Raw genomic sequence first — 22,737 nt, forward strand, 5'->3', positions numbered from 1 at the left:
TAATCAATTACAGGCTAATGGGCCGAGCAGGCGCTTGCAATGAGGAAGATATCGGCCCCAATTACTTCCCCCATACGACGAGAAACACCCCGGCAACAGATAGCAGCCCGCCCCAGACGACGCGGGAGGTGATCTGTTCGAGTTGTCGGTAGAAAAGCCAGGAGGTGAAAATCATCAAGAGGACCGAGATGCGGGTGACGGGCACCACCTGCACGAGATCCCCGTGCTGGACGGCAGTCCAGAAGAACAGGGCGGCCAGGGCGTTGAACACCGCCCCCACCACAATAAAGAGAACGGCCTGCCGCCCAAAGGATTTGGGTATTCCCTCGCCGGTAAAGGGCATGATGGCGATCATCGTCACGACCGAAAAAGTGTTGGAAATGCTCATGCCGAGCGTGGCCGAATCGATCCAGCCATATCCGTATTTGCGCAGCAGGTGGGAGAGCCCTTGTAGAAATGCCGCCACCACCGGGATGAGGTAGTAAGACATGGGGATTTTCTTGAGCTCAATTTCTCCTTTGTTGACCAGGAGAATTGAGCCAATCATGATCGCCGCCGTTCCCGCGCCGATGGCCATGTTCAGATTCTCCCCCAGAAGGGCGATGGCCAGCCCCGTTGACCAGATGAGGCTTGTTTGAAGAATGATCGCCGTCCGGGCGAGGCCAAGCTCTTTCATTGATAAAAATTGAAGGTAGCGCCCGCCCACACCGTTTATGATTCCGATGCCCACGAACCAGGCAACCCCCTGAAGGGGCCAATGCTCCACCTGGCCTGAATAGAAATAATAACCCCAGATGAGGACCAGCGAGATTGAGCCCGAGATCAGAGCTGTTGTGTTTGCGCCGAAATGGAGCAGTACGCTTCGGTAGAGTGTTCGCGCTATCGAGATGTTGACCGCGGATAAAAGTGCCAACAGGCTGGGGTGTATTGAATCGAGCAAATCGCCACCAGAGAGGATAGAAACTAAAAAACTATTATTGCATGGAACGAAAAATAGAGCGATGAGGGGAGTCTGAATTTCTTAATTGGCGGGCGGCTTTATTTTCCCCAAACGATGAGGAACACCCCGGCAACGGAGAGCACCCCCCCGTAAACGACGCGGGCCGTGACGCTTTCTTGTTTTCGGAAAAAAAGCCATGAAGTGAAAATCATCAAGAGGACCGAGATTCTGGTGATGGGGACGACCTGCACGAGTTCTCCCCGCCTGACAGCCGTCCAGAAAACTATCGCGGACATAAAGTTGAACAGCGCCCCTCCCACGATGCAGAGTATGGGCCGCCGCTCCAAGGTTTTTGGGATGCGCTCGTTCGTGAACGGCATGATGGCGAGCATCGTCATGACCGAAACGGTGTTGGAGATACTCAGGCCGAAGGTGGCCGAATCAATCCATGCGTAACCGTATTTACGTAGCAGGTGAGATAGCCCGAGAAAAAACGCCGCCGCCAGCGGGATAAGATAGTAGGTGAGGGGAATCTTCTTAGGCTCCGAGCCTCCCTTTTTGACCAGGAGAATGGAGCCGATCATGATTGCGGCTGTTCCCGCGCCGATAGCCAGGCTCAAGCGCTCGCCCAAAAGAATGATGGCCAGCCCCGTGGACCAGATGATGCTTGTCTGCATCAGGATCGATGTCCGGGCAAGGCCGATTTCTTTTATCGAATAAAAGCTGAGATAGCGACCGCCCAGACCACCCAATATCCCGACAACCATGAACAAGGCAATCCCCTGAAGGGGGTAGTTGTCCACCGTTCCCGTGTACAAATAAAAGCTCCATACGCAGACAAGCGTAATCGAGCCCGAGGCCAGAGCCGTCGTGCCGGCACCTAGGCGGAGCATCGCGCCCCGGTAGAGGGTCCGCGCCATAGAGATGTTGAACGCGGAGATCAGCGCCAACATGTTGGGATGAATGGTATCGAGCAAATCGCCACCAGAGAGGAGAGAAACTAAAGATCTATTATTGCATGTAACGAAAAACAGATCGATGAAGACTGTCAGGGTTTCTAGAAATGGCGGGCGGTTTTATTTTCCCCAAACGACGAGAAACACCCCGGCAACGGAGAGTACCCCCCCGTAAACGACGCGGGCGGTGACTCTTTCTTGTTTTCGAAAAAACAGCCAGGAAGTGAAAATCATCATGAGGACCGAGATCCGGGTGATGGGAACGACCTGCACGATTTCTCCTCGTTGTACGGCTGTCCAAAAGAACAGGGCGGACAAGGCGTTGAACACCGCCCCCGCCACAATGAAGAAAATAGGGCGCCACCCCCAAGTTTTGGGGATGCCCTCATTCGTGAAAGGCAAGATGGCGATCATCGTCATGACCGAAACGGTGTTGGAGATGCTCAGGCCGAAGGTGGCCGAATCAATCCAGTTGTAGCCGTATTTGCGGAGCAGGTGAGATAGGCCCAGCAAAAAAGCCGCCACCACGGGAATGAAGTAGTAGGAGAAAGGTACTTCTTTAAGCTCTGAGCCCCCTTTGTAGACCAGGAGAATGGAGCCAATCATGATTGCGGCTGTTCCCGCGCCGATAGTCAGGTTCACCTGCTCGCCCAGGAGGACGATGGCCAGCCCCGTGGACCAGATAATGCTCGTTTGCATCAGAACCGAGGTTCGGGCGAGGCCGAGCTCTTTCATCGAGAAAAAATTAAGGTAGCGCCCGCCCACGCCTCCCAGCATTCCGACGATGACGAACCAGGCAATCCCTTGAAGGGGCCAGCTGTCCACCGTGCCGGTATAAAAATAATAGCTCCAGATAAGGCCCAGCGAAATTATCCCTGAGGCCAGTGCCGTCGTGCCGGCACCGAGGCGAAGCAGGACGCTTCGATAGAACGTTCGCGCTATCGCGATGTTGAGCGCGGCTAACAGTGCCAACGCTGTGGGATGAAATGAATCGAGCAAATTGCCACCAGGGAATAAGGCAAGAAAAGAACGCGACGTCTATTATCGCACGGAATGCACTATAGGGCGATGGGCGCGCCGCACTTCCAGCTCTTTAAAAGGGCTCTACAGTTGCCTCCACCCGGTTTTCTTTACCCCGGATATGTTGGATAATTCCCGCCTCTGTACACAATCGGACCTCCGGGCAGGGTTTGGGCCCGGTGCAATTTCCTTTTGTCTGATTCACGTCTTATTTTTAACAAGGAGAGTCATAGTGATTATCGATCCCCACGCACACATTTCGCCCGAAAGTTTTATTGATGACGTTCGCAAAAAACGCTTCGGCAAGTCAGTAACGATCAGAAAGGGCAAGCCCTGGGAGTTTCTCGTCACGCGCACGAAGATCCTCGGCAAGGAGCGGGTCCACGTAAACCCGCTGCCCAAAGAAACCTACGATGTGAGTCTTCGCCTGAAGGGCATGAAGAAGCAGAACGTCGATATGCAGATTCTCTCGGTCGTGCCGCCGATGACCTACTACGCGCTCGACAAGGGGCTGAACAAAGAGCTCTCGGCCTCGCTCAACGAATCCTTGCTTAAAATCGTGGACGAGAATCCGGATAAATTCCGCTGCATGGCGCAGATTCCTCTCCAGGATCCCAAGGCGGCGGCCAAGGAGCTAGAGCGCGCGGTCAAAAAGGGCCACCTCGGCTGCCAGATTGGCTCGAACGTCGCGGGAACCAACCTTGATGACAAAAAGCTCGACCCCGTATGGCGTATGGCGCAAAAACTCGATGTGCCCATTTTCATCCATCCCACAGACGTGATGGGCGTGAATGATCGCCTCAAGGACTATTACTTGCGCAACTTCATCGGCAACCCGCTCGACACCACCATCGCGGCGGCCTGTCTCATCTTCGGCGGGGTGTTTGACCGCTTCCCGAAGGTTAAATTTCTGCTCTCCCACGTGGGTGGCTTCACCCCCTGGATCAGAGGCCGCTGGCAGCACGGCTACGGCGAGCGCCAGGAGCCCAAGGTCAACAAGGCCAAGGCACCCGAGAACTACTTCAAAAAGTTCTACTACGACACGATCATTCACAATGCCGATTCATTTGAGTTTGCCGTTAAGTCGCTGGGCGTGAACCGCATCCTCTACGGGACGGATTACCCGTTCGACATGGGCAACCTGAGCCGGGCCGAGAAGATTCCGGGCCTCTCGCGTTTTTCGAAAAAAGATCAGCAGAAAATGCTCGTGGGCAACGTGAAGAAGCTCTATAAACTAAAAGTGTGAATTTTAAGACCAAAACGAACATTAAAAGGAGAATTAGATGGCCATTGATCCACATACACATATTCTGCCGATGGGGTTTCTGGACGACCTGCGCAAGGGCCGCCTCGGCAAGGCTGTAAGCATCGAGAAGGATGGCGATAATGAGTTCATGGCGTTCGAGGGCACCATCTTCGGCAAGGAGCGCCGCTGGCATAACAATCTCAAGCCGCCTTATTACGATGTGGACATCCGCCTCGGGGCGATGAAGAACATGGGGGTCGAGCGCCAGGTGCTCTCGGTCTCGCCCTTCATGACGCTCTATGCCCTCGACGCCGGGTTGAATAAAGAGCTTTCGGCCTCGATCAACGACGGTTTGACCGAGTTGGCAAACAAGTACCCCGATCAGCTCTCCTGCATGGCGCAGGTGCCGCTCCAGGATCCCGATGCCGCGGTGGCCGAGCTCGACCGGGCTGTGAAAAATGGCCACATCGGCGTGCAGATCGCAGCCAACGTCGCGGGGGAGAATCTCGACGCGCCAGAGCTCGATGTTTTCTGGGCCAAAGCGGTCGCGCTCGATATTCCGATTTTCATCCATCCCCAAGGCCAGGCGGCGGCCCCTGAGCGGCTCGGCGATTACTACATGAGAAACTTCATCGGCAACCCGCTCGACACGACCATTGCTGTCTCGTGCCTAATCTTCGGCGGGGTGCTCGACCGTTTCCCGGACATTAAATTCTATCTCTCCCACGTGGGTGGCTTCGTTCCCTGGATCAGAGGCCGCTGGCAGCACGGCTACGGCGAGCGCGATGAGCCCAAGGTAAACGGCGCCAAAGATCCCGAACAGTATTTCGGCAAATTTTACTACGACACGATTATTCATAATGCCGATGCCTTCGTGTATGCCGTTGAAACGCTGGGAGCCGACCGCATTCTCTACGGGACGGACTATCCGGCCGATATGGGCTACCACCAGCCGGCCAAGGATATTCCTGGCCTCTCGCGGTTGTCAGCCGAGGATCAGGAGAAAATCCTCATCGGCAACGCGAAGAAGCTCTATAAGCTCTAGCTCGCAATTTGGCGAAATAGCCCCGGTGGACAGCCGGGCCGGGGCTATGCAAGATCGGAGAATCAACGGAATTTTTTGAACTGCCATTTTCTCTTTTTGGGGGGAAGTCGCATGGAGCCCAGGTACAAGGTAGGCGATGAGGTAGTTGTGCAGAACCGCTTTCCGCCCGGCCATATCCGCACCCCTGAGTTTGTCCGGGGCAAGGCGGGCCGCATCGCTCGTTATTTTGGCAAATTTCGTAATCCCGAAAAGCTGGCCTATGGCAAAGATGGTCTGCCGCTCTGCCCGCTCTATTGGGTCGAGTTCATGGTTAACGATGTGTGGGCCAATAAGCCAGGTAAGCAGCAGGACAAGATAGTGATTGAAATTTACGAACACTGGCTCGACCCGGCCTAGCGGGTTAGGGCCTTGGCGAAAACCGAAACCGATTCGAGGTGAGCCATGGTAACGACGAACGATCCTAATTATTACAATTCGCACAAAGGTGGTGGCCACGATCACGGCAACGGCCATGATCACGGTCACACCCACGATGACACGCCGGTTGAGCGCGTCGAGCACGATCTCGACTATTTTCAGGTGCGCATCCTCGCGCTGGCCGATATTTTGAAAGAAAAAGGGCTGCTCACCACCGACGAAATGCGCCGCGCTGTCGAGGACATCTACAGCAAGACGCCTGCCATCGGCTCGCGCGTCGTCGCAAAAGCCTGGGTGGACCCGGCCTTTAAAGAGCGCCTCTTAGAAGACGCTGCCTCGGCCTGCCACGAGATCGGCATCAGCACCGGGACGATTAACCACCTCGTCGCGCTCGAGAACACCGATAAAGTGCATTACATGGTGGTGTGCACCCTGTGCTCATGCTACCCGCGCCCGCTGCTGGGCCAGCCGCCCACCTGGTACAAGAGCTTTCCCTACCGCTCCAAAGCCGTTTCCGACCCCAGAGGGGCGCTGGCGGATCTCGGCTACACCGCGCCCGAGGATATTGAACTGCGCGTCGTGGATTCGACAGCCGACTGCCGCTATCTGATCATTCCGCGCCGCCCGGCAGGCACCGAGGGCTGGAGCGAGGAGAAACTTGTTGCCCTCGTCGTGCGCGATTCGATGATCGGAGTTGGCGATGCGCTCTCTCCCGCCGAGTACGAGGCCTCCGCCGCGCTGGCCGAGTAGGGATTTGAGTTAGATTTAATAGACATCACCATCGGCGGGGAGGCGAGAGCTTCCCCGTCGTTTTTGTTTTACGCGGGATTTTTTTTAAACGAACTCCCCGGCGTCCGCCCTCGCGCGCACGGTGCCGCCCACCACGATGGCGGCGCTGATCAGGATGAGATTTTTGATGATGTACTGCCCTTCCAGCGTCAGGCCGAAAGGGAACTGGGTGAAGCAGACCTCGGGGAGAAGGATCAAGGGCAATACCGTTCCCGGCATCTGAAGAAACAGCAGAAAGAGGGCAAGGCGGATGAGTGGGCGGAACAGGAGTCCGGCCCCTATCGCCACCTCCCACCATCCCAGGATCGGGACAAATAGCGCGGGGGAGAACCAGTAGACTGTCCGGCTGACCAGCTCTTCGGCCGGACTTATGCCGAGGAGCTTGAGTGCGCCGAACCAGATGAAAATGACGGCAAGGGAAATCCTGAGCAGCATCCTTCCGTACTTTTCCATCCATCCCGAAATTCGAAGGTCGATTCTTTCTAATTCCTGTGTCCATTCCATGGGGGTTGCTCCCTGTTCACGCTGCGGCGGTTCGTATTATCCAGCAGGCGGGCCGCAGTTTCAATGGCTCCACCCGGCGGGTACCGGGGGCTGGAGCGATGGTGCTCGAAGGGGCTTGGATTTTTGCAAATAAGGTCTTGAATGAGGATCGAATTTTAAGAGGGTCTTTTTATGGAAAGGCATCCTTAGAGATCGTCTAATGTTAGATTAAACAACCTGGGTATTTTCAACGGGCCTTTACGATGTCGCTTGCCAATTTTTCAAGGAGTGATTTATGCGGGTGATATCCTGGAATACAAACGCCAGATCCCGGCAAGTCGCCAGGCAGGTTGAATATCTTAAAAGTAGAGTTCCCGACGTCATCGCTCTTCAGGAAGTAACCCCTAGCGGCGCCCCCGAGCTTCGCTCCAGTTTAAAAGAAATCGGATTCAAGTTTGTTCATGACAGTTTTGAATTGTTTCGCAATCCGTCACAATTAAAAGGGGCGAGGCGGCTCGGCACACTGATCGCATCGAAGTATCCCGCCAGGTTGATACGCCGCAAGATTTTTCAAATCCCGTGGAAAGAAAAATTAATATCCGTTTCGATTAAGGCCCCCGAAATTTCATTCGATTTGCATAACACCTATATCCCCTCGGGCGCATCTCACGGCTGGAAGAAGGTGGAGACGCTAGAAGGAATCTATCGGGGGCTCGCTAAGAAAACGAGGCGGCCCCGTATTTTATGCGGGGATTTCAACGCCCCGCAGGTTGAATACCCGACGGGAGAGGTCGTCACCTGGGCCCAATGGATTCGGGCGAGCGGCGAGGTCGTGCTGCGAAAACAATTTCGGCATGGAGATGGCGCGCGCTGGGATGCGGCCGAGCGCAATATCATGACGGGGTTAGGAAAATTCGATCTTCTGGATGTCTACCGGACGCTTTGTGGGTGGGAGGCGCAGGGATTTAGCTGGTATCCGATTCGCAAAAAGATAAAGGTCCAGGGAAGGCGGTTCGATCATATCTTTGCCTCGCGTTCCCTGAATGTCGCCAGGTGTCGCTACCTCGATGAGGCCAGGCTCGCCAGCTTGAGCGATCATGCCCCGATCGAGGCAGATTTTTCTCTCTAGGTTTATCAGAGGGCGCCGTCGACGACGCCCTCTGCCTGCCGAGTACGAGGCCTCCACTGCGCTGGCTGAGTAGGGGTTTGCGCTATTTGGAATTTGTCATCTCATCCGCCTTGGTTCGTGTTTGTGGCGTAATAGTAAATCTAGGTGAATATTAAACTTTGATGGGTACCGTTGTTAATCTCGGCGCAATGGATTGAAGAAAGGAGATTTCTTCGTGAGAAAGTTAATTCCTGTTTTTGTTTGTGCGGCGGTCGCCATTGTTCTGGCGGCCAGTAGGATGGATGCTTCTGGGGCAAATGCCGATGCCGGTAAGGCGAATTATCAAAGATTCTGTGCGGGTTGCCATGGCATAAATGGCAAGGGAGACGGGCCTTCATCTCAAATGTTGAATCCCAAGCCTCGGGATCATACCAATGCCAAGTACATGAAAAACCTTTCTGATGAGCATATCTTCAAGGCCATAAAAATGGGCGGCGCAGGGGTTGGTAAATCATTTTCCATGCCTTCGTGGGGCGGCCAATTGAGTGATAAAGATATTGAAAATATAGTTGCCTTTATCCGAACACTCTCCAAGTAAGGCCACGGGATGTTACGAGAATCAAAATGCCGGGTGTGCCCCGGGAACACCACTTGGAGCCCGTGCAAGCGACCTGCCTCTACTCAAACCGGCCCCAAGTCAAATGAGAGGTGTGCTCCGTAATATCTGGGTCTCGAATAAAATCCATTTTTTGAAATCAGGTAACAATTCCATGGCCTATACCAATTCCTTAACATTTCAGTCTGCTCGCAATCATTTGTGTCCAAAACACGATTAAAAAGACTCCGAGAATAGAAAAAGGTCCGACGTAAGTATCCAGATTCATCGTCATATCCAAAAAATTCGCCATTGTCGACAAATGCGCGCCCAACGAAACTGGCTGAAATTTTCTCTCCCCCAAATTCTATATATGTACTGTTTGAATGGGGATGACATGCCACTGGGAATATCATCATTCCCAAAGAGAGTTCTGTAATCTTTGGACTTGTCCCGCCAAACCCGCTACCTATTTCATGAACAACTACCCGAAGTGGTGGAAACCAGCGCGCGGAAGCTGGCGCCGCTATCCACTTTGAAGCCCGGCTCGAGCCGGATGCCGCCTGTCGCGCTTTTCATGTGGAAGGTCACCCGGCTGCCTCGGCCCACGTTGACCCCTTTTCCCGCGACGATGGTGTCCGTCGCGGTGATAGAAGAGGGTGCTGTGAAGGCGCGGTTTGAGAGAGCGAGGTTTTTGGGGGGGGCCACACAGACCGACCTCTCATTTCCCAGATTGCTAAGGCCGCCCGATGCGTCCACCGCCTGGACGGAATAGATGTAGCTCATTCCCACCAGCACCGCAGTGTCCACGAACTGCGTTCCCGTTTGGTCCGAGGCGACGAGCACCTTCTCGCACGTCGGGCAGGATTTTCTGTAAACATTGTAGGAAACTGCCTCGCTCACAGCTGTCCAGTCGACTGTTGCTTGGCCGTTCCCCTGACTGATAGGCACCGACACAGTAACGGTTTTCAAGCTGTTATTTCCGCTCTCATCAGTGCTCTGAACCGTGATCGTATAGATCCTTCCGTTTCCCCCGCCCGAGCGCTCAGCCCGAAGGTTCAGCGTCAGATCTCCCGTAATCTCCCAATCAGGGGCGGTATCTCCGTCACCCGTACCGTTGACCGGCTCGTTGCTTGTCACCGATATGATCTTCGAGCTTGGGAAAAGAGAGACATTGTCTTCTGCATCAACCGTTACACTCACCGGCTTCATTTTATGGTCCGGAGGAAAGAGTACATTAGAATTCACCGAAACGCTGTTTATGACAGGAGGCGCCGTGTCCTGCACGGTGACCGTGAAGGTTTTTTCGGAACTGTTGTTGTTGGCGTCCATCGCCGTAACCGTCACCGCTGTCGCCCCGAGAGGGAACGTCGAGCCAGAGACCGGGCTGGACGCGACAGAAACGCTCGCGTCGCAGGCATCGGTAGTGCCCGGAAGACTAAAGCTGACAACCGCGCCGCTCGGGCCCGTCGCCTCGGCCACGACGTCGGCAGGCTGGGCGAGGGCTGGCGCCGTCGTATCCTGGACGGTCACCGTCGCAGAGCAGGAGTCAGAATCTCCCAGATCGTCCGTGACCGTCAGCGTCACCGAGGTATTCCCCAAGCTGTAGGGACCCGGGGGAACCTGGGACAGCGTTATCGGATCGCCGTCCGGGTCCGAGGAGCCCGCGTCGATATCTGCCGCGGCCACACCGCCTGCCCCGCACTCTGCGATTACTACCTGGCACGAAGCCAGCGGCGGGTTATTCGGGGGTGCGGGCGGAGCCAATTCGATCTTCGCTATAAAGGCATCATATGTGCCGCCACCGAACGTGGTCTGGAATGCACCATCTGTGGTTGGGTAAGATGAAGAAAAAGCTATTCCAGATACATAAATATTTTCCTGGGGGTCAATTGCAATAGCTCTGCAATAATTTCGGCCACCTCCCAAGAAAGTAGAGTAGGTAACATCTGTCCCAGTGGCGTTTAATTCCAAAACAAAACAAAGATCGGTATCAATAAAATCTGACTGAAAAGCATCCGGAGTTGTTGGGAAATCTAAAGATTTTGTACGTCCTGCCAAGTATGTTAATCCGGAAGAGTTAATTGCAATCGCCGATCCATCATCTAAATACGACCCTCCCAAATAAGTCGAAAAAAGAAGACCTGTGCCAGAGGCATTTAGTTTCGTTACGAATGCGTCCCAATCGCCACCCAATGACCTCTGGTAAGCCGCTTCCGTTGTCGGAAAATCTGTTGAGTCTGTTTGCCCCGCCACGGTTGCATTACCCGACAGATCGACAACTATACCTCTGCCAAGCTCTGTTCCACTTCCTCCCAAAAATGTTGAGTAAACAAGTGCAGTTCCTGATGAATTCAGCTTACTTACAAATACGTCGTAATTTGAGCCACTGCCAAGGAGTGATGCCTGAAAAACACCAGGAGTAATTGGGAACTCCGCAGAATACGTTCCCCCCGTGACGAATGCGTTGCCTGAAATATCAACAGCCAAACCATATGCGGCATCGTTCTCGCTTCCACCCAAAAGTGTTGAATATAGAAGTGTCTCCCCCGTTGAATTTATCTTAAAAACGAAAGCATCGGTTTGATATCCACCAAAAACTGTCTGGACCGCCCCTGAGGTTGTAGGAAATAGAGATACGGGATCTCCCGAATAGTCCCGCCCCCATGTACTCCCAGCCACATAAGCGTTACCTGATAAGTCAAGGGCAATCGCAGTTCCAGCATCTGCCCCTCCCCCTCCCACCAAAGTCGAATATATTAAATTCGATCCATCCGAATTCAATTTACTTACAAAAACGTCGTATTCGCCAGCATTTACTTCGCTGAAAGCTCCTGATGTCACGGGAAAATCAACTGACCGGGTACTGCCCGTCAAATATGCATTCCCAGTCGAGTCGACAGCGATTGAGTTGGCATTGTCAATTCCACTTCCACCAAGATAGGTCGAATAGATTAGAGCAGTTCCCGAATCGTTTAGCTTGGCCACAAAAATGTCACTGCTCGATCCACTACCTGAAATCGAAGGTTGATAAGTTCCCGTCGAAATGGGGAAATCCGTTGAATTTGTGTATCCGACAATTAATACGTTCCCCAAAGAATCAACTGCCATGTCTACGCCTATATCATCGCTGGCGCCCCCTAAGTAGGTCGAATATATCAAGACAGGATCGATTACGAGGGGTTTGGACTTATCGTAGGAGGCTACCTGGAAGCTCACTTCGTTTTGGGCGCCTAGGATAAACTTTCCGGAGATAGATTTTCTCTCGCCATTAATTTGCTGATAAATCACCGGCGCCTTTTGGACCACCTCGCCGCCCGGGGTGGAGAGAATTAGATCTCTTGCCGAATTTAAAGAAATCTTCTTTGCGCCTTTAAATTTAAGCCGAATCCGCTCGGGGTCGGCGCCGGGTGAGACGATGAAGTCGAATTCGAGTTTTCTCTGGTTTCCGTAATAGATGAGATCGATGCCGGGATAGACGTCTTGGTAGCGTACTTTTTCATAAAGGGGGACCCTCGTGCGCCACTTGGCCGAATCCCTGCCGATGAAGTAATTGATCTTGCCCGCCAGCTGGGCTTCGCCCGCCATCTCGGGATTTTTCTTCGCGCCGATAAGGCTCATCCGGAGGACATCGGACGCGCGGAGGCCACCGCCAACCGGAAGAGAGCCTAGGCGGTCCGCCGCGCTTTTCTTTGGCGAGGGTTTATAGAGGGAGAGCACTGCTTCGCTGGGTGTGAGGTAAAGGGTGTAGCCACGGCTTCTGGCGAGGTACTTAACCTGCCCGTCCGTTTGACCCTGGTTTTTTTCAAATGAGAGCGGGGTCTTGCTGAATGATTTGATCAAATGCCCATGATTTGTTTTTTTGGCGTATGCCCCCGCTGGAATCAGCAGCAAAAAGGCAAAATAGATGGTGAAAATCACGCCTGCGGTTCGTGTAGACATGAGGAAGCCTCTTTCAATGAGAAAAATTGACTTCAAATACCTCAGGGTCATATCAAATTGTAATGGCCTAAGAGATTCGCCGGGCTTGAAGGATGTTATTATTTAATGATATCGATGGCCCGTATTAGATATTCTTAATATGGGAATTCTTCTCCTCTTTATCTAGGATCAAAATCGAGTAAAGTGATTTTGGTTACAAAAAAAAGTGACCCAAATCACACTTTAGATAGCGGGAGTTTTTCGGCGGGGTTCGGCACTACAATTTTCGAACTGGCGATCCAAGGGCCCTACTGCGGCGGGGCGGCGAGAGCTTCCCCGCCGGTTAAATTTTTTAGGATTCTGCTTCGGGTTTCTTCATTCGCCCGAGCGCTACGGCGAGAAGGTAGCCAGCCACAAAAATAGCGACCATCAGAAAAAACGCTTCCAGGTAGCCACCCGAGGCATCATAGAGCGCACCGGTTGCCCATGCGCCCAGCGCCCCGAAAACGCTGAAGACCACCATGATCGCCCCGTTCAGTTTGCCAAAACCTGGCCCCTCGAAATGGTCAGCGGTCATGGTCGAGATAGTCGGGCGAAGCAGCCCTATGGAGAGGCCCGACAGCGCCGCGCCAAAATGGAACTGCAAGGGATTTGCGCCTGGCCCGAACAGGGCAAGTGTGAACATCGCCGCTATTCCCAAGGCGGTGCCGATTAGGTGGGTGGGCGTGCGACCGATTCGATCAGAAATGGCGCTCGCGAAATTCCCCGCCATGATGCAGAACCCCCAGATGAGGAAAATGATGCTCGCCCCGGAGAGCGTGAAGCCCTGGTCCGTCGCATGGGGAACAAGATGGACCGCCGTTCCAGTAAAAATATATGCCAAAGAGGCGTAGACCCCGCCGAGCAGCAAAAAGCGAAGTGTCAAAATTCGGCTCATAAGGCTTGGTGGTGCGGGAGCTTCCATCGGGAGGGGAATCGTTCGCTGAGCGGCGATGGACATCCGCTCCTCGAAGTCTAAAAAAGGCGCGTCCGGCACCGTGTCTTTTTCCTCGGGGCTGTTTCTTAAAAACAGTGCCGCGAGCGGGCAGGCGAACAGGATGATGAAGATGGCCAGGGCGATGTAGCTCATTCGCCAGCCGATCATGGCGATCAGAGGCGGCATCGCCAGGTTAAGCATGGGGGCGAGGCCCTGTGAGGAGGTGGAGATGCCCATCGCCAGGCCGCGCCGCTTATTAAACCAGTTCGAGAGGATGTAGACCTGGGGAATGAAGGTGGCCAGCGCAAAGCCCACCGAAAGCAAGGCGTACATGGCATAGAGTTGCCAGAGGCTGTGGATGGTAAAGCCGATTAGAAAAGAGGAGCCGCCGATGAAAATCCCCGCCGAGATTGTCCAGCGCATGCTCCAGCGGTCGCTCAGCCACCCGGAAATGGGTGAGGTGAGACCCTGGAAAATCATGCCAATCGAATAGGCGGCGGCAATTTGTGCGCGGTTCCAGCCGAATTCAGCCGACATTTCCTTGAAGAAAAAGCCCAGCGAATTGCGCGCCCCGATCAGGATGGCCATGACCGTGAACATGACGGCGAGTATCACCCAGCCGTACCAAATACGGGGTTTGAGGCGCTCTTCGATAGAACGGCTCATTTAGCGTCCTCCGCCCCGGGGCGTTTTAATTTCTCAAGCGTCGCCGCAGAAAAACAACTACACAAAAATATTGTCGAAAGAAGAATCGCCCCTTCTCGATAGCGGCCCGTCAGGTCAAAAAGATATCCGAGGGTAATGGGCCCCAGCGCGCCAGAAAACGCGAAGAGCATCATCATTGTTCCGTTCACGCGGCCAAAGTTTGGGCCGCCGAAATGATCGGCCAATAGAGCGGCGATCGTGGGTCGCGCCATGCCGATGCCGATTCCAGCGAAAATGGTTCCGGTGATTAGCTGGTAAGCTCCTCCGCCGAGGAGCGAGGCGAGCAAAAGGCAGGCCACTGCGACCATAATTGTGCCAATCATGTAGGTGAGCGTTCTTCCGATGCGATCCGAAATGCCGCTCGAAAGGTTGCCGGTGCAAACCGAGAGCCCGAACGTGGTGAATAGCGCGGCTCCGCCGGATGGCGAGAAGCCGCTGTCCGTCACCAGCGGGACAAGGTGGACGACGATGGCGGTAAAGCTGAAGCCGCTGGCACCAAAAATTCCATAAAGAAGGGCAAATCTGAGGGAGAAAACCTGTTCGCTCGGAAATCTCGATATGGTGGGCTTGGCATTTTTGATTAACGAGGCTTTGGCCCGCGCGCTAGCGATTTCCTCTGAATTAAGAAATGGTGCATCGGCTACTGTCCCTTTATCCGAAGGAAAATCCCGGATGAAGATGACAACGAGTGGCAACGTTACAAACAGGGTAAGCCCCGAGAAAACCAGATAGGTCTCCCGCCAGCCTAGCCAGGCAATTAGCGATGCGATAATCACGCTGGTCGCGAAGGCGAGGCCTTGTGCCGAGTACGAGAGCCCGAAGGCCAGTCCGCGCTTTCGGACAAACCAGTTCGACAGAACCTGCACCTGGGGCACATGGGTCGCCGCACCAAATCCGAGCGAAAGAAGAAAGTTCATCAAGTAAAGTTGCCAGAGGGCGTTCACGAAATAGCCCATGAACATTCCCAGGCCAAAGAGGAGCACCCCGAGCGACATCGTCCAGCGGATGCTCCACCTGTCGAGCATCAAGCCCACGAATGGCGCACTTATCGCGAAACCAACCATTCCCACTGAAAAGGCGCCCGAGGTCTGTGCGCGGTTCCAGCCAAATTCGGTCGAGAGCGTTTTGAAGAAAACGCCGAATGAGGTGCGCGTCCCGATTAAAGAGCACAGAACGATGAACACGACGAAGAGGATTATCCATCCGTACCAGAGGGCAAAGCGGCTCGCCTCGCCGGATTGTGGCTGGGCCTGGTTACTCATTAGGTATTTGTTCCGTGGTGTTGAATCCAAGGTTGCCGGGCGCAGAGGCTGAGTTTCGAATCATGGCGAGCCTTTGTTTTACGGGACAGATTGCCAGCGCCCATGGGGAATGTGAATGCAATAAACCATATGAGATACTTGCCGCACGGAAGATAGCACAGGCCCCCGGTGGGTGTCAGGAAGACGCGGTGGTTTTTGGATGGGAGTGATTCGCAAATGTACTGGATAAGTCTGTCTGTTGTGGCGGCGCTGTTTCAGGCCTCGCGCAATGCCGTGATGAAACGGCTTGGCCACGAGCTCGATGAGTATATCAACGTATTCGGGCGTTTCTTCTTTCTGCTTCCCTTCGCAGGGGTGGCGGTTTTGTGGAACGGCGTGCCGGAGATTCGGCCAGATTTCTACTGGGCGTGCATCCTGTTTGGTTTTAGCCAGACGACGGCGACGCTTCTTTTGTCGAAGGCGCTCCTCCACGGCAATATCTCAATGGTGGTGCCTATCTGGCGCACCTCGCTCATCTGGCTGGTGCTGGTGTCGTTTTTCACGCTTGGCGAGGCGCCCACGGCGATAGGTCTCGCCGGTATCGGCATCACAATCGCCGGGGTGTATTTACTCAACATATCACGCGCAAAAATATCGCTTTGGGAGCCGTTTCGAGTGTTGGTTCGTGATCGGGGGCAGCGCTATGCGCTTCTCTCGGCCATCATGTACGCGCCCTCGGTGGTCACTTTCAAATGGGCGATCCTCGCCTCGGACGTTCCCTTCGCAACCTTTGGATCTTATGTTGCTGCGACGCTTTGCGTCTTGCCGATAGCACTGTGGAACTCGTCGCATCATTTCGCACAAATTCCCAGGCTATGGAAGAGTTTTGTATCGCTCGGTCTTTTCGCCGTGATGACCAACCTCACGCAAGGGGAGGCCTACCGGGTGCAGCTCTCCTCTTATGTTGAGGCGCTCAAGCAAACTGAAATCCTTTTTGCGCTGGCGATGGGATATGTTTTATTCGGAGAGCGCGAGGGGTTCCGCGAAATCGTGACTGGCGCGGCGGTAATTCTCGTTGGCGTTGTTGTTCTCGTTCTTTTTGTCGGATGAATCGCTCCTAAATTTCAGAGCGGAATTATTAGCTATCCCCCGGCGGCAGGGTTGATCTATCCTTGTTAAAGGATGAATTTTTGCTCGAATTTATATGCCTCTCATGGGGCAGGGAGTGTAAAAAAAGGAAATGGAAAAAGCGATGTTTGGCGCAGGATGTTTCTGGGGAGTAGAGGCGGCCTTCCGCAAGGTACCCGGAGTTGCATCGACGGCTGTCGGTTATTCTGGTGGCCACAATGAGAACCCGACATATAAAGAAGTGTGCACTGGCGGCACCGGGCATGCCGAGGTCGTCGAGATTGAGTTCGACCCGGCAGCCGTTTCTTATGAGACGCTTCTGGATGTTCTTTGGCAGATTCATGATCCGACGACAATGAACCGCCAGGGTCCTGATATGGGTACCCAGTACAGATCGGCAATTTACTATCACAGCACCGACCAGGAGGCCGCCGCAAAAGCCTCGGCGAAGGTGCTCGATGCTTCTGGGCGGCTGGATAACCCGGTTGTCACCGAAATTACGCCGGCCTCGGTTTTCTGGCGGGCCGAGGAATATCATCAGCAGTATTTTGAGAAGCAGGGGATTGTTCATTAGAAGGAGCTCCCATGCGATATGTTGGTAATGTTTTAGGGGCTGCGTTGCTCGTCGTTTTCCTCGCGGGGCCGCTTGTTGCCTCGGCGGAGCCGCCAAGCGGAACGCTTAAGCGCTTGAAAAGTGAGCATGCCTCTGAGCGTTATGAAGCGGCTTTGACCCTTGGCCAATTGGGTGAGATGAAGCATGCCCCTTTGCTCGCGGGGCGACTCAAGGACCGTGACGAGGTGGTTCGCGATGCGGCGTATGCCGGGCTGTGGAAAATTTGGATGCGCTCGGGGGACCCGGACATAGATATAATGATGAAGCGCGGGGTCGCCTTGATGAACTCGGATCAACCTGACAAGGCGGTCGCTGTTTTCTCTGAAATGATCCGCTTGAAGCCAGCCTATGCCGAGGGTTGGAACAAGCGGGCGACGGCTCTCTATATGGCCAAGCGCTTCCATGACTCCATTGCCGATTGCCTAAAAGTGCTTGCGCTTAATCCGCATCATTTTGGCGCCGCCTCGGGAATGGGAATGAACTACCTTGGCCTCGATAATTTCGAGGGGGCGCTCGATGCCTTCAAGCAAACTCTCAAAATAATACCCTACTCAAAGAGCACGGCTCGCTATATTGAAATGCTCGAATCGGCGCTGGCGGGCAAGCGAAAAAAAATTTAGGCCGGATATTTCCTTTAAAATCAGGAAATTAAGAGTTTTTGGTCTTTTTCTTCTCCGGATCCCTGTAATATATGGGTTTTTAAGGCTTTGATTTGTTGACACCTCTGGAAGTCGTGATTAAAGTAAGGCCGTTGAGAGTGGCATTAGAGCCGGTTTATTAATAAAGAGAGTTCGATCTCACTGAGGTCTGGTTGTGCCTGAGGCTTATATACCAATTTTGATTCTTCTTGCCCTTGCGGCTGGATTTTCCGCCGTTAGTCTGGGTGTTTCCTTCTTTTTGGGCAAACAGCGGCCCACCTCCGAAAAAAACATGGCCTATGAGTGCGGAATTGTCCCCGAGACAAGCGCCCGGGGGCGTTTTTCGGTTAAGTTTTTCTTGGTGGCCATGCTTTTCATCGTATTCGATGTTGAGACGATATTCCTGTTTCCCTGGGCGGTGGTGTTCCGCGAAATGCCTAGCTACGCCTTTGTCGCCATACTGCCGTTCATGCTCCTCTTGGTGGCCAGCCTGATTTATGAATGGAAGCGAGGAGCCCTCGAATGGGACTAGAAGAAAAACTTGAAGGCCAGGTTGTTCTTGGTCGCGCCACCGACGTAATTAAGTGGGCGCGAAAAAATAGTCTCTGGCCCGCGCTGTTCGGCCTTGCCTGTTGTGCCATCGAGATGATGTCGGCCTCGGCGAGCAAATACGACATAGCGCGTTTTGGCGCCGAGGTGTTTCGCGCCTCGCCAAGACAGGCGGATCTGATGATAGTTGCGGGCCGGGTCTCCCGGAAGATGGCGCCCGTTCTTCGCCAGATCTATGACCAGATGCCCGAGCCCAAGTGGGTGATTTCGATGGGCGCCTGCGCCTCGACCGGAGGGGTTTTCAATAATTATGCTTTAGTCCAGGGCGTGGACGAGGTGGTCCCGGTGGATATTTACGTGCCCGGTTGCCCGCCGCGCCCTGAAACGCTGATTGATGGCATTCTCAAGCTCCAAAAGAAGATCGAAGCCGGGGCCCTATACGAGGATCGAAGCAAAACGCTTTCCGCCTAATTGCGGGATTTCACTGACCGCACGGAAAGTTTTTTTTGGGCTGAGGCTTGTACCATTTTTCACAAGCTTGGGCGGGCCGCTTTGGCCCCGAAGGAGAAGTTCGAATCATGGTGGATGAGACCGGGGAGGCTCCGGCGGCCGAGGAAGAAAAGCCAGAGGAACTCGACGAGGACGTACGGGCCTTGAGGGACAAGCTGGGCGCTGATGTGTTGTCGGTTAGGCTTCACCGAGGCCAGCTCGCCGTGGAGATTGCCCCTGCCTCTCTAGTGGCGGCGGCTAGCTTTCTCCGGGATTCGCGGGGTTTCAAGATGCTGAGCTTTCTCGCCGGGGTGGATTGTCTGGAGCTGCCGGTATCCTATCGGTTCAAGGTGACCTACTCCCTTCTCGATTTGGATCGCGCCAAGCGGATACGCCTTGAGGTTCCCTGCGGGGATGATCTGGCGCCGAGTCTGCCGAGCGTGGCTGGGGTGTGGCCCACCGCTGCGCCCCATGAGTGCGAGGCTTTTGATCTAGTCGGTATCGACTTTGAGGGAAACGAGAATCTTGAGCGAATACTCACGCCAGAGGGTTTCGAGGGGTATCCCCACAGAAAAGATTTTGACATCTCGGCAGAGCCCGTGGCGTTTTCGTTCAGAAGCACTCCCGAGGGTAAACCGAAGGCAGTGGAGTAGCCGCCCGTCGGGCGCGCACTCCTGCAGGAGATAGTGATGAGCACCGAGGTCGAACGGGCCGATTGGCAAGACGACGATCTGCTCGGTCCCATACGCACCGAGACTATGACCCTCAACATGGGGCCGCAGCATCCCAGCACCCATGGTGTGCTGCGCATGGTGCTCGACCTTGAGGGTGAAACGGTTAAGGGTTGCCGGCCGGTTATCGGTTATCTCCATACGGGTATTGAGAAGTCCATGGAGGAGCGGACCTATAACAAGGCCCTCCCCATGACCGACCGGATGGATTATCTCGCCCCCATGTCGAACAACCTGGGCTACGTCCTTGCGGTCGAAAAACTCCTTGGCATGGAAATTCCCCCGCGCTGTCAGTATTTGAGGGTGCTCCTGGCCGAGATGACGCGGATACAGAGCCATCTCGTCTGGCTGGGCACCCACGCACTCGACCTCGGGGCGATGACGGTTTTTCTTTATTGCTTCAGGGAGCGCGAGGCGATTATTAAGATTTTTGAGAAGGTCGCGGGCGTGCGGATGATGACAAGCTATTTCCGCGTCGGGGGAGTATCGAGAGAGCCCTACCCGGAATTTTACGATGATTGCCGAAAATTTTTCGACGATTTTCCATCAAAGGTGGACGACTACGAAGAGCTTCTTACGGACAATCCAATTTTCCGAGGCCGCACGCGAGGAGTCGGTGCGATATCGGCGGACAAGGCCATCGCCCTGGGCGTGACGGGGCCGCTGCTTCGTGCCTGCGGGATAGACTACGACATTCGCAAGAAAGAGCCCTATCTCGTCTACGATAAAATGAATTTCAATGTGCCCCTTGGCGAGTCTGGCGATATCTATGACCGCTATCTTGTGCGCATGGCAGAGCTTCGTGAGTCGCAAAATATCGCTGTTCAGGCGCTAGAGGGTATGCCCGAAGGATCGCTCATGGCGGACGATCCCAAGGTTGTGCCGCCGCCCAAAGAGCAGCTTGGGCATGACATGGAAGCGCTTATTCACCATTTCAAGATTTTCACCGAGGGCTATCAGGTCCCGGCGGGCGAGGTATATCAGGCCATCGAGTCGCCGCGCGGCGAGCTGGGCTACTACATCATCAGCGACGGCAGCCCGAGCCCTTACAAGGTGAAGGTGCGCGCTCCGAGTTTTTCGAATCTTTTTTCGATGGCAGAAATGGTTAAGGGCGGAATGTTCGGCGATGTAGTGGCCGCGCTGGGAAGCGTAGATATCGTTTTGGGAGAAATCGACCGCTAGGCGCGGTTGGTGTTTCGGGAGAGATAAATTGTCGGTAGACAGATTTCCGCATTCCCCGAAAGAGGAAAAGTTCGAGTTCGAGCCCGAGGTTCGTGCCGAGCTTGATCGAATAATCACAAAATATCCGGTCAAACGCTCGGCGCTGCTGCCAGCGCTCAAGCTTGGGCAAAAGCAAAATGGTTTTATCTCAAGTGCCGTGATGCAGCATCTGGCAGAGATATTCGAAATCTCGTCGATGGAAGTCTGGGGTGTGGTGACTTTTTACAGCATGTTCAAGACCCATCCCCTGGGCGAGTTTCATTTTCAGTTGTGCAATAACCTTTCGTGCACGCTGATGGGCTCGGGCGCTCTGTTGAAGGCCATCGAGGCGCGGCTGGGCATTAAAGCAGGCGAGAGACGCGAGGACGGAAAGTTTTCAATCGAGAAGGTGGAGTGCCTGGGTGCATGTGGCGGCGCGCCTTGTGTTCAGATTAACGAGGATTATTTTGAGCGTGCAACTCCCGAGATGATTGAGGAAATCGTCTCGGCGCTTGAGAAGGGCGAGTACGTTGCTCCCGTCGGGGCCGATGAGGTGGCGCCGCCGAGGGCGGGCGCCGAGGTCGCGAAAATTGAAGATTAGGGAAAGGCTGCAAAGATGAATCAGCGTTTGGACGCTCTGGTCGAGGAGAAGATTGTTTCGGCGCGCTTTGGCAATTCCGAGGCGCCGAGCATCGAGGGGTACGAAACCTCGGGTGGCTACGAGGCTATCCGGAAAATTCTCGGCAAGACCGATCCCAAGGATGTTACTGATATCGTTAAAGCCTCGGGCCTGCGCGGGCGCGGCGGCGCGGGATTCCCCTGCGGTCTAAAGTGGAGTTTCATTCCCGACGTGGAAGGGCCCAAGTACCTCACTGTCAACGGCGATGAGGGCGAGCCGGGCACCTTTAAAGACAGGGAACTCATGCTTCGCGATCCGCACCAGCTGATCGAGGGCATTATTATTGCCTGCTATGCCGTGGGCATTGAGAAGGCCTACATCTATATCCGGGGAGAATTTGCCGCCCCCGGTCGCGCTGTCGATAAGGCGCTTGCCGAGGCCTACGAGCGCGGCTATGTCGGCGAAAATATTTTGGGCAGCGGTTTTTCCTGCGACATCTACACCCACATGGGCGCCGGGGCCTACATATGCGGAGAGGAAACGGGGCTGATCGAATCGCTTGAGGGTAAACGCGGGCATCCGCGGCTCAAGCCGCCATTCCCGGCCATCGTGGGTGTCTACGGGCGCCCCACCGTGGTGAACAACGTCGAGACGCTCTCGAATCTTCCCCACATTATTAATAAGGGAGCCGAGTGGTTCGCCGGAATCGGCATCGATGAGAGAAACACCGGCACCCGGATGTATTGCGTCTCGGGCCATGTCGAGAAACCAGGGCTTTACGAGTTGCCGCTCGGTTTAACGCTTGAGGAAGTCATTTTTGAGCACTGCGGCGGGATGCGTGATGGCAAGGCGCTCAAGGCCGTGATTCCCGGTGGCGCGAGCGCGCCGGTCCTAACCGCCAAGGAAATTCTCGAAGATAAAATTCGGATGGATTTCGATGCGCTGGCCAAGGCTGGAAGCATGGGTGGCAGCGGCGGGGTGATCGTCATGGATGAGACAACCTGCATGGTTCAGGCCGCGCAACGGCTGGCGCTTTTCTATGAGCATGAATCTTGCGGCCAGTGTTCGGTCTGCCGTGAGGGTACGGGCTGGGTGGCCGGTATCCTCTCGCGCATCGAGGCGGGCAAGGGCGTTCCGGACGATATGTCTACGCTTGGCTCTATTGATACCAGTATGCGGGGCAACACCATCTGTGTTCTTTCGGACGCCTGCGCGATGATGTTTGGCGCGTTCGTGAAGAAATTTAAAAGTGAGTTCGAGGCGCACATCGAAGGCGGGCGATGCCCGCATGGGAGTCCCTACCCCGCCTGATCGCGGTGTAGGGCTTA

At 54.5% G+C, this 22,737-nt stretch carries 22 protein-coding genes; 15 read left to right on the top strand and 7 right to left on the bottom strand.

Features of this window, described 5'->3' with window-relative positions; genetic code table 11:
- Positions 1-61: 61 nt before the first annotated feature.
- The 3 genes from HOJ95_10970 to HOJ95_10980 all read right to left on the bottom strand — a co-directional run bounded on the left by HOJ95_10970 (position 62) and on the right by HOJ95_10980 (position 2,895).
- On the bottom strand, positions 62-940 hold the full coding sequence (locus tag HOJ95_10970) for a DMT family transporter (GenBank protein MBT6395220.1): 879 nt from the start codon (positions 938-940) through the stop codon (positions 62-64).
- 98 nt (positions 941-1,038) lie between these two features.
- Complete coding sequence (locus HOJ95_10975) at positions 1,039-1,917, bottom strand: DMT family transporter (protein ID MBT6395221.1); 879 nt, start codon at positions 1,915-1,917, stop codon at positions 1,039-1,041.
- Between the two features lie 99 nt (positions 1,918-2,016).
- Entirely contained in the window at positions 2,017-2,895 is an 879-nt protein-coding gene (locus HOJ95_10980) for a DMT family transporter (protein MBT6395222.1), read from the bottom strand.
- Positions 2,896-3,148: 253 nt separating this feature from the next.
- Between HOJ95_10980 and HOJ95_10985 the strand changes: the two genes are divergently transcribed.
- The 4 genes from HOJ95_10985 (at position 3,149) to HOJ95_11000 (ending at position 6,374) form a co-directional block, all read left to right on the top strand.
- Positions 3,149-4,162, top strand: coding sequence for an amidohydrolase family protein (locus tag HOJ95_10985; protein MBT6395223.1), 1,014 nt, complete (start codon positions 3,149-3,151; stop codon positions 4,160-4,162).
- Positions 4,163-4,199: 37 nt separating this feature from the next.
- A complete protein-coding gene (locus HOJ95_10990) occupies positions 4,200-5,207 on the top strand; it encodes an amidohydrolase family protein (GenBank protein ID MBT6395224.1) in 1,008 nt (335 codons plus the stop codon).
- Between the two features lie 111 nt (positions 5,208-5,318).
- Positions 5,319-5,603, top strand: a complete 285-nt coding sequence (locus HOJ95_10995; GenBank protein ID MBT6395225.1) for a nitrile hydratase subunit beta — start codon at positions 5,319-5,321, stop codon at positions 5,601-5,603.
- Between the two features lie 45 nt (positions 5,604-5,648).
- A complete protein-coding gene (locus HOJ95_11000; protein ID MBT6395226.1) occupies positions 5,649-6,374 on the top strand; it encodes a nitrile hydratase subunit alpha in 726 nt (241 codons plus the stop codon).
- A gap of 84 nt (positions 6,375-6,458) precedes the next feature.
- On the opposite strand, the gene HOJ95_11005 is transcribed toward HOJ95_11000, so the two are convergent.
- Entirely contained in the window at positions 6,459-6,917 is a 459-nt protein-coding gene (locus HOJ95_11005) for a hypothetical protein (protein ID MBT6395227.1), read from the bottom strand.
- Positions 6,918-7,191: 274 nt separating this feature from the next.
- Here HOJ95_11005 and HOJ95_11010 point away from each other — a divergent pair, with 274 nt between their 5' ends.
- On the top strand, positions 7,192-8,025 hold the full coding sequence (locus tag HOJ95_11010) for a hypothetical protein (protein ID MBT6395228.1): 834 nt from the start codon (positions 7,192-7,194) through the stop codon (positions 8,023-8,025).
- A 193-nt stretch (positions 8,026-8,218) separates the two neighbouring features.
- Positions 8,219-8,602, top strand: a complete 384-nt coding sequence (locus tag HOJ95_11015; protein ID MBT6395229.1) for a cytochrome c — start codon at positions 8,219-8,221, stop codon at positions 8,600-8,602.
- 471 nt (positions 8,603-9,073) lie between these two features.
- On the opposite strand, the gene HOJ95_11020 is transcribed toward HOJ95_11015, so the two are convergent.
- The 3 genes from HOJ95_11020 to HOJ95_11030 all read right to left on the bottom strand — a co-directional run bounded on the left by HOJ95_11020 (position 9,074) and on the right by HOJ95_11030 (position 15,463).
- Entirely contained in the window at positions 9,074-12,541 is a 3,468-nt protein-coding gene (locus HOJ95_11020) for an HYR domain-containing protein (protein MBT6395230.1), read from the bottom strand.
- A 331-nt stretch (positions 12,542-12,872) separates the two neighbouring features.
- Positions 12,873-14,162 carry an MFS transporter gene (locus tag HOJ95_11025; protein ID MBT6395231.1) on the bottom strand — a complete coding sequence of 430 codons (1,290 nt, stop codon included), beginning with the start codon at positions 14,160-14,162 and terminating at the stop codon, positions 12,873-12,875.
- Positions 14,159-15,463 (bottom strand): MFS transporter, encoded by a 1,305-nt coding sequence (locus HOJ95_11030; GenBank protein ID MBT6395232.1) that lies wholly within the window; start codon positions 15,461-15,463, stop codon positions 14,159-14,161. The genes HOJ95_11025 and HOJ95_11030 overlap by 4 nt, the downstream gene beginning before the upstream one ends.
- 216 nt (positions 15,464-15,679) lie before the next feature.
- Here HOJ95_11030 and HOJ95_11035 point away from each other — a divergent pair, with 216 nt between their 5' ends.
- The 9 genes from HOJ95_11035 (at position 15,680) to nuoF (ending at position 22,720) form a co-directional block, all read left to right on the top strand.
- A complete protein-coding gene (locus HOJ95_11035) occupies positions 15,680-16,552 on the top strand; it encodes an EamA family transporter (GenBank protein ID MBT6395233.1) in 873 nt (290 codons plus the stop codon).
- Between the two features lie 130 nt (positions 16,553-16,682).
- A complete protein-coding gene (gene msrA, locus HOJ95_11040) occupies positions 16,683-17,144 on the top strand; it encodes a peptide-methionine (S)-S-oxide reductase MsrA (GenBank protein MBT6395234.1) in 462 nt (153 codons plus the stop codon).
- A gap of 11 nt (positions 17,145-17,155) precedes the next feature.
- The gene (locus HOJ95_11045; GenBank protein ID MBT6395235.1) at positions 17,156-17,803 is read left to right on the top strand and encodes a hypothetical protein; all 648 of its coding nucleotides are present in this window, start codon (positions 17,156-17,158) and stop codon (positions 17,801-17,803) included.
- A gap of 193 nt (positions 17,804-17,996) precedes the next feature.
- The gene (locus HOJ95_11050; GenBank protein ID MBT6395236.1) at positions 17,997-18,353 is read left to right on the top strand and encodes an NADH-quinone oxidoreductase subunit A; all 357 of its coding nucleotides are present in this window, start codon (positions 17,997-17,999) and stop codon (positions 18,351-18,353) included.
- Positions 18,344-18,841: an NADH-quinone oxidoreductase subunit B gene (locus HOJ95_11055; protein MBT6395237.1), complete on the top strand. Its 498-nt coding sequence runs from the start codon at positions 18,344-18,346 to the stop codon at positions 18,839-18,841. The genes HOJ95_11050 and HOJ95_11055 overlap by 10 nt, the downstream gene beginning before the upstream one ends.
- A 107-nt stretch (positions 18,842-18,948) precedes the next feature.
- On the top strand, positions 18,949-19,512 hold the full coding sequence (locus HOJ95_11060) for an NADH-quinone oxidoreductase subunit C (GenBank protein ID MBT6395238.1): 564 nt from the start codon (positions 18,949-18,951) through the stop codon (positions 19,510-19,512).
- A gap of 36 nt (positions 19,513-19,548) precedes the next feature.
- Positions 19,549-20,772 (top strand): NADH-quinone oxidoreductase subunit D, encoded by a 1,224-nt coding sequence (locus tag HOJ95_11065; protein MBT6395239.1) that lies wholly within the window; start codon positions 19,549-19,551, stop codon positions 20,770-20,772.
- A gap of 28 nt (positions 20,773-20,800) precedes the next feature.
- Complete coding sequence (locus tag HOJ95_11070; GenBank protein MBT6395240.1) at positions 20,801-21,391, top strand: NAD(P)H-dependent oxidoreductase subunit E; 591 nt, start codon at positions 20,801-20,803, stop codon at positions 21,389-21,391.
- 15 nt (positions 21,392-21,406) lie between these two features.
- Positions 21,407-22,720 carry an NADH-quinone oxidoreductase subunit NuoF gene (nuoF, locus tag HOJ95_11075; protein ID MBT6395241.1) on the top strand — a complete coding sequence of 438 codons (1,314 nt, stop codon included), beginning with the start codon at positions 21,407-21,409 and terminating at the stop codon, positions 22,718-22,720.
- The last annotated feature ends 17 nt before the right edge of the window (positions 22,721-22,737 follow it).

It is taken from the genome of Nitrospinaceae bacterium, assembly GCA_018669005.1.
Classification (GTDB): domain Bacteria; phylum UBA8248; class UBA8248; order UBA8248; family UBA8248; genus UBA8248.